The 6,617-nt window shown below is 68.4% G+C and carries 8 protein-coding genes; all 8 read left to right on the top strand.

Features of this window, described 5'->3' with window-relative positions; all coding sequences use genetic code 11:
• Positions 1 to 561: 561 nt before the first annotated feature.
• A complete protein-coding gene (ftsW, locus tag DYI42_RS22695) occupies positions 562 to 1,728 on the top strand; it encodes a putative lipid II flippase FtsW (protein WP_213549232.1) in 1,167 nt (388 codons plus the stop codon).
• A 76-nt stretch (positions 1,729 to 1,804) separates the two neighbouring features.
• Positions 1,805 to 2,935 (top strand): UDP-N-acetylglucosamine--N-acetylmuramyl-(pentapeptide) pyrophosphoryl-undecaprenol N-acetylglucosamine transferase, encoded by a 1,131-nt coding sequence (locus tag DYI42_RS22690; RefSeq protein ID WP_213549230.1) that lies wholly within the window; start codon positions 1,805 to 1,807, stop codon positions 2,933 to 2,935.
• 28 nt (positions 2,936 to 2,963) lie between these two features.
• Positions 2,964 to 4,361: a UDP-N-acetylmuramate--L-alanine ligase gene (gene murC, locus DYI42_RS22685; protein ID WP_213549238.1), complete on the top strand. Its 1,398-nt coding sequence runs from the start codon at positions 2,964 to 2,966 to the stop codon at positions 4,359 to 4,361.
• 26 nt (positions 4,362 to 4,387) lie between these two features.
• Positions 4,388 to 4,633: a hypothetical protein gene (locus DYI42_RS22680; protein ID WP_213549228.1), complete on the top strand. Its 246-nt coding sequence runs from the start codon at positions 4,388 to 4,390 to the stop codon at positions 4,631 to 4,633.
• Entirely contained in the window at positions 4,626 to 5,822 is a 1,197-nt protein-coding gene (locus tag DYI42_RS22675) for an APC family permease (protein ID WP_342344727.1), read from the top strand. Before DYI42_RS22680 ends, DYI42_RS22675 begins: the two co-directional genes overlap by 8 nt.
• The gene (locus DYI42_RS22670; protein ID WP_244868102.1) at positions 5,819 to 6,064 is read left to right on the top strand and encodes a DUF2484 family protein; all 246 of its coding nucleotides are present in this window, start codon (positions 5,819 to 5,821) and stop codon (positions 6,062 to 6,064) included. Before DYI42_RS22675 ends, DYI42_RS22670 begins: the two co-directional genes overlap by 4 nt.
• The gene (locus tag DYI42_RS22665) at positions 6,061 to 6,318 is read left to right on the top strand and encodes a DUF2484 family protein (RefSeq protein ID WP_213549226.1); all 258 of its coding nucleotides are present in this window, start codon (positions 6,061 to 6,063) and stop codon (positions 6,316 to 6,318) included. Before DYI42_RS22670 ends, DYI42_RS22665 begins: the two co-directional genes overlap by 4 nt.
• A 50-nt stretch (positions 6,319 to 6,368) precedes the next feature.
• On the top strand, positions 6,369 to 6,617 hold a 249-nt coding region (locus DYI42_RS22660; RefSeq protein ID WP_213549224.1), incomplete at its 3' end, for a hypothetical protein.

The raw sequence follows: 6,617 nt of genomic DNA, 5'->3' as shown, positions 1-6,617 counted from the left end.
AAGGGCAGGGGTGAGGCTCCGGCCATTTGCGGGAACTGGTGCAGGGGAGAACCCTGAGAGGTCGAAGTGCGGTGGCCGCTTGGAGCCCATCACTGCTCTTGCCGCCTCTTCCCATGCGCGGAATCAAGGCCGCAGGCCGCCGCGCATCGCCGGGCCGCCCCTCGGCACGGCGATACATCGACGGCAGCGCAAGGCTCGGGCCTTACAGGCAATTGAGAACGATAAACTGCGCCGCTCCGCCGTCGGATCGCCGCACCGCGGCCCGTCGACGCGCGGCTCAGCGCAACGTCCGCATCGTCCCGCTTAGCCGACCCCCACCGCTGGCAGCTCGCGAGAATTTTTCGGAGACTGCTGTTCATCATGACGTCGCGCCTGGATGGCGTTTGGCCACACGCGGCGGCGTTAGAAGCCAACGGCCAGGGTGAGGCCTTTCACTTCGCCCCACCCGTAAAGCCCCCATCCCAAAAGTGATTCGAAAATGCCTTCCCATGCGAATCACCTTGCGTTACGGTTGTCTCAGACCCGGAAAACCGGGCGATACGAGGCAGATCAGGCAGTCTGATGACAGAGATGGTTTTTGGCACGGCCCCCGTTCGGACGGGCGAGCCGGTGCTTCCCAGGTGGTGGCGGACGGTCGACAGGTGGTCGATGTCCTGCATCCTCTTGCTCTTCGGCGTGGGGTTGCTGCTGGGCCTTGCCGCCTCGCCGCCCCTGGCCGCGCGCAACGGGTTGGACCCGTTCTACTACGTGCAGCGGCAAGCGTTTTTCGGCGGGCTTTCTCTCATCGTGATGTTCGGCTTCTCGATGATGAATCCCTCGCTGGTGCGCCGCCTCGCGGTGCTGGGCTTCTTTGCCAGCTTCGTGGCTCTCCTGCTGCTGCCGGTCTTCGGCACCGACTTCGGCAAGGGGGCGACGCGGTGGTTTTCGCTCGGTTTCGCCTCGGTGCAGCCGTCTGAGTTCCTGAAGCCCGGCTTCGTGGTGCTGGCCGCCTGGCTGATGGCCGCCTCGCAGCAGGTGGCGGGCCCGCCGGGCAAGTCCTTCTCCTTCATTCTCGCGGTCATCATCGTGATGCTGCTCGCGCTGCAGCCCGATTTCGGCCAGGCCTGCCTGATCCTCTTTGCCTGGGCGGTGATGTATTTCGTGGCCGGAGCGCCGATCACTATCCTCGTGGTCGTGGCGGGGCTTGTCGTTGTTGGCGGCCTCACCGCCTATGAGGGCTCCGAGCACTTTGCCCGCCGGATCGACGGCTTCCTTTCTCCCGATCTCGATCCGCGCACCCAGCTTGGCTACGCAACCAACGCCATCATCGAGGGCGGGTTCTTTGGCGTCGGCGTGGGCGAGGGGCAGGTGAAATGGTCACTCCCCGATGCGCATACCGACTTCATCATCGCCGTGGCGGCGGAGGAATACGGGCTGGTGCTCGTGCTCTTCATCATCCTGCTCTACTCCACCATCGTTGTCCGCTCGCTGCTGCGTCTGATGCGCGAGCGTGACCCGTTCATCCGGCTCGCGGGCACGGGGCTCGCCTGCATCTTCGGGGTGCAGGCGATGATCAACATGGGCGTCGCGGTGCGGCTGCTGCCCGCCAAGGGCATGACGCTGCCCTTCGTCTCCTACGGCGGCTCCTCGATGATCGCGGGGGGCATCCTCGTGGGGATGCTGCTGGCCTTCACCCGCATCCGCCCGCAGGGCCAGATCGGCGACATCCTGCTGCGGAGGCAGCCGTGACGCGAAACCTGCTTCATTTTCTTGCTGAAAATACTCACTCCCCCGGCTGCACCCCAAGCAACGCCGGAGCAGACACATGACGCAGCCCCTTCTCATCATCGCCGCAGGCGGCACCGGCGGGCATATGTTTCCCGCACAGGCGCTGGCGGAGGCGATGCTGGCGCGGGGCTGGCGGGTGAAGCTTTCGACCGATGCGCGCGGCGCGCGCTACGTGGGCGGCTTTCCCGAGGCGGTGGAGATCGAAGAGCTGTCTTCGGCCACCTTCGCCCGCGGCGGCCTCTTGGCCAAGCTGGCGGTGCCCTTCCGCATCGCCGGGGGCACGATTTCGGCGGCGGTGAAGATGATGCGCGACAAGCCCGCCGTGGTGGTGGGCTTCGGCGGCTACCCCTCGATCCCGGCGCTGGCGGCGGCGACGCTGCTGAAGCGCCCGCGCGCCATCCATGAACAAAACGGCGTGCTGGGGCGGGTGAACGAGCTTTTCGCCAAGCGCGTCCACGCCATCGCCTGCGGCACATGGCCCACCGAGTTGCCCGCAGGCACCGAGGGCCATGACATCGGCAACCCGGTGCGCGCGGCCATCCTCGAGCGCGCCGGGGCGGCCTATATCCCGCCCGGCGATTACCCGATGTCGGTGCTGGTGATGGGCGGCAGCCAGGGCGCGCGCATCCTCAGCGACGTGGTGCCCGCCGCCATCGCTGCGCTGCCCGAGCATCACCGCCGCCACATTCGCGTCAGCCACCAGGCCCGGCCCGAGGACGAGGCGCGCGTGACCGAGTTCTACGCCGATGCCGGTATCGACGCGGTGGTGCAGCCCTTCTTCACCGATGTGCCCGAGCGCATGGCCGAGGCGCAGCTTGTCATCACCCGGGCCGGGGCCTCCACCGTGGCCGACCTCTCGGTGATCGGGCGCCCCGCCATCCTGATCCCGCTCGCCGCCGCCATCCGCGACGAGCAGACGGCCAATGCACGCGGGCTGGTTGACGCCGGGGCGGCGATCCTGATCCCGGAAAAACGGCTTGACCCGGAGAGCCTGGCAGAGCAAATGCGCACAATTCTGGACAACCCGGAGGGCGCCACGCGCATGTCGCTCGCGGCGCTCGGCGTGGGCAAGCCGGACGCGACGGAGCGGCTGGTTGCCTTGGTGGACGGGCTGGCGCAGAGTGGGCGAGTGGAGCCGACCGGAAACAACTCCGGCGAGCAGGACTGAGGGCAGTGACATGGACGGAAGCAATATCATGCAAGGCGTGACGAAACTCCCCACGCAGCTGGGGGCGATCCATTTCGTGGGGATCGGCGGCATCGGCATGTCGGGCATCGCCGAGGTGCTGCTGAACTTCGGCTACCAGGTGCAGGGCTCGGACCTGAAGAAGAGCAAGATCACCGAGCGGCTGGAGAGCCTTGGCGCGACCGTCTTCGAAGGGCAGGCCGCCGAAAACCTTGAGAACGCCGAGGTCATCGTGATCTCCAGCGCGATCAAGCCGGGCAACCCCGAGCTTGACGCCGCCCGCGCCAAGGGCCTGCCGGTGGTGCGCCGCGCCGAGATGCTCGCCGAGCTGATGCGGCTGAAGTCCAACATCGCGGTGGCCGGCACCCATGGCAAGACGACGACCACCACGCTGGTGGCCGAGCTGCTGGAAAAGGGCGGGATCGACCCCACCGTGATCAACGGCGGCATCATCCACGCCTATGGCTCCAACGCCCGGATGGGGCAGGGCGAATGGATGGTGGTGGAGGCCGACGAGAGCGACGGCACCTTCAACCGCCTGCCCGCCACAATCGCCATCGTCACCAACATCGACCCCGAGCACATGGAGCACTGGGGCACCGAGGAGGCGCTGCACCAGGGTTTTCTGGATTTTGTCTCCAACATCCCCTTCTACGGCCTCGCCGTCTGCTGCACCGATGATGCCGACGTGCAGGCCCTCGTCGGCCGCGTCACCGACCGCCGTGTCGTGACCTATGGCTTCAACGCCCAGGCCGACGTGCGTGCGGTGAACCTGCATTACAAGGCGGGCGTGGCGCATTTCGACATCCGGCTGCAAACCGAGGACATGGTGATCGAGGGCTGCACCCTGCCGATGCCGGGCGACCACAATGTCAGCAACGCGCTCTCTGCCGTGGCCGTGGCGCGCCATCTCGGCATGAAGGCCGAGGAGATCAAGGCGGCGCTGGCCGGCTTTGGCGGGGTGAACCGCCGCTTTACCCGCGTCGGCGAGGTGAACGGCGTGACCGTGATCGACGATTACGGCCACCACCCGGTGGAAATTGCCGCCGTGCTGAAGGCCGCGCGGCAGGCCACCGAGGGCCGGGTGATCGCGGTGCACCAGCCGCACCGTTACTCGCGCCTGTCCAACCTCTTCGACGATTTCTGCTCCTGCTTCAACGATGCCGACGTGGTGGCGATTGCCGAGGTTTATGCGGCAGGCGAAGACCCGATCCCCGGGGCCTCGCGCGATGATCTGGTGGCCGGGCTCATCGCTCACGGCCACCGCCACGCCCGCGCGATCCTCTCGGAGGACGACCTGGTGCGCCTTGTCCGCGAGCAGGCGGGCGAGGGCGACATGGTGGTGTGCCTCGGCGCGGGCACGATCAGCGCCTGGGCCAACAACCTGCCGGAGAGGCTGAAGGGCTGAGGCGGGGCGGGCCGGTGCCGGTGTTCGTGACATTCGCAGCCCTGGGCATCGGCGCGGCCATGCTGGTCGCGCGGCCGCTCTGGGCGCTGACGGTGCTCGTGGTGCTGATGCTGGTGGCCGCCTTGCTCATGGCCCTTTTCGGGATTGCGCCGACATGGGCCGCCGGGCTCATCTCGCAAAGCGCCGAGGCGGGCCCGCTCGCGCTTGTGCCATTGGGGTTGGGCGTGGGCCTTGGCCTGCTGATCCGTCGCCGGGAGGCACGCCGTGGCTGAGGCGGCGCTGAAACGGCGGATCGGGCCGGGCCTGATGACCGCCTATGGCGTCGGCGTGATGGTGGGGGCCGGCATCTACGTGCTGATCGGTGCGGTGGCGGGGCTTGCGGGCAGCTACGCGCCGCTCGCCTTTATCCTTGCCGGCCTTATCGCCGCGCCTTCGGCCCTGACCTATGCCGAGCTGTCGGCGCGCATCCCCGAAGCGGCGGGGGAGGCGGCCTATGTGGCGCAGGCCTTCGGCACCACGATCCTGCCGGTGTCCATTGGGCTGGCGATCGTGCTGGCGGGCACCGTCTCGGGCGCGGCGGTGCTGCGCGGCGGGGTGGGCTACCTCACGGCACTTGTCGCTGTCACCCCGAGCTGGGCCATCGTGGCCCTCGGCGCGGCGCTGACGCTGGTGGCCATCGCCGGGGTTTTGGAGAGCCTTGCACTGGCCGCGCTTTTTACCGCCGTCGAGGTTGTTGGCCTCCTGCTGGTTTCAGGGGCGGGGCTGCTGGCCGAGCCTGCTGTGCAAGCCGTGCCTGAGGTGGCTCCCGGTGCCATGGCCGTGCTGGCGGCCACGGCGCTGGCCTTCTTTGCCTTCATCGGTTTTGAGGATGTGGTGAACATGGCCGAGGAGGCGCGCGAGCCGACCCGCACCATGCCCCGCGCGATCATCGCCTCGCTGCTCATCACCGCCGCGCTTTATGCGCTTGTCAGCTTTGCCGCCCTGCGCGCCGTGCCCGCGGCCGACCTCGCCGCCTCCGAGCGCCCGCTGGCGCTGGTCTGGGAGCGGGCCACCGGGCAGGGCGCGGGCTTTCTGGCGGCCATCGCGGTGCTGGCGGCATTGAACGGCGTGCTGGCGCAGCTTGTGATGGCCGCCCGCGTGCTCTTCGGCCTTGGCCGTCGGGCCCGCGCCTTTGCGCCCTTCACCCATGCGCACCCGCGCTTCGGCACGCCGGTGCTGGCCTCGCTCACCTGCGGCGCGGCGCTGATCGGCGCGGCCCTGGCGCTGCCGGTGGCGCAGCTGGCCGAGATCGCCTCGATGGTGCTGCTCGCCGTTTTCGCCGCCGTTAACACATCGCTGGTCGCTCTCAAGCTACACTCGCCGCAGGCGCCCTTCCGGGTGCCCATGGCCGTGCCTGTCGCGGGGCTTGCCTCCGCGCTGGCCGCGCTTGGCCTCTCGCTGGCCGAAAGGATCGCCCCATGAGCCTGCTCCTGATCGCCGTCTTCCTGTGGATCTTCGCCGCCACGGCGACGGCCTTTCTGCCTATGCGCTACCAGATCGTGCCGGGGCTGGCGCTGATCGCGGGGGCGGTGGTGCTGATCGGCCTGCTCTTTGCCGAATGGGGGCCGGTGCCCGGCGTGCTGGCGCTCGCGGTCTTCGTCTCCTTCTTTCGCCGCCCGCTGGGGCACCTGTTCCGCAAACTCACCGGGAAAGCCCGCGCATGACCCTCTCGCTCATCTGCTTCTTTGCCTGGGCGCTGGCCGCAAACCTCGCCGCGATGATCCCCTCGAAGGACAACCACTGGACGCGGGCTTACGTGCTGATCGCGATCGGCATCCCGCTGCTCGGCTGGGTCACCTATGAGAACGGGCCGCTGATTGCGCTGATCTGCATGGCGGCGGGCGTCTCGGTGCTGCGCTGGCCGGTGATCTACCTGTGGCGCTGGCTCAAGGGCGAACGCCGCAAGGCGGACGGCTGAGGCGGGAAACCCCTTGCCAGCGGGGCCGCGCGCGGGGGAGAGTGGCGCCCATGTTTCATGAACTCCACGCCGTCGCCCTCGGCGCGGCCCTCGTCTTCGGCCTGCTCGGCTTCTGGCTGCGCTGGATGAGCCCGCTCGGCGGCGCGATTTACCTCGGCAGTATGCTGGCGATCTGCCTCGGGCTGAAACTCTGGCTCGGCCGCGGCCCGGTGGGATGGGACAATGTCGGCCACGCGTTTTTGTTGCTCTGGGTGCTGCTGCCCGGGCTGGGCGGCGCGGTGGTGGGCGTGGCGCTGGCG

It is taken from the genome of Vannielia litorea (assembly GCF_018424695.1).
GTDB lineage: Bacteria > Pseudomonadota > Alphaproteobacteria > Rhodobacterales > Rhodobacteraceae > Vannielia > Vannielia litorea_A.
This window is presented reverse-complemented; position numbering and strand designations above follow the sequence as displayed.

Bases quoted from the DNA above. Each gene is read 5' to 3' on its own strand.
- ftsW (WP_213549232.1), top strand. From the start codon at position 562: ATGACAGAGATGGTTTTTGGCACGGCCCCCGTTCGGACGGGCGAGCCG.
- DYI42_RS22690 (WP_213549230.1), top strand. From the start codon at position 1,805: ATGACGCAGCCCCTTCTCATCATCGCCGCAGGCGGCACCGGCGGGCAT.
- murC (WP_213549238.1), top strand. From the start codon at position 2,964: ATGCAAGGCGTGACGAAACTCCCCACGCAGCTGGGGGCGATCCATTTC.
- DYI42_RS22670 (WP_244868102.1), top strand. From the start codon at position 5,819: ATGAGCCTGCTCCTGATCGCCGTCTTCCTGTGGATCTTCGCCGCCACG.
- DYI42_RS22665 (WP_213549226.1), top strand. From the start codon at position 6,061: ATGACCCTCTCGCTCATCTGCTTCTTTGCCTGGGCGCTGGCCGCAAAC.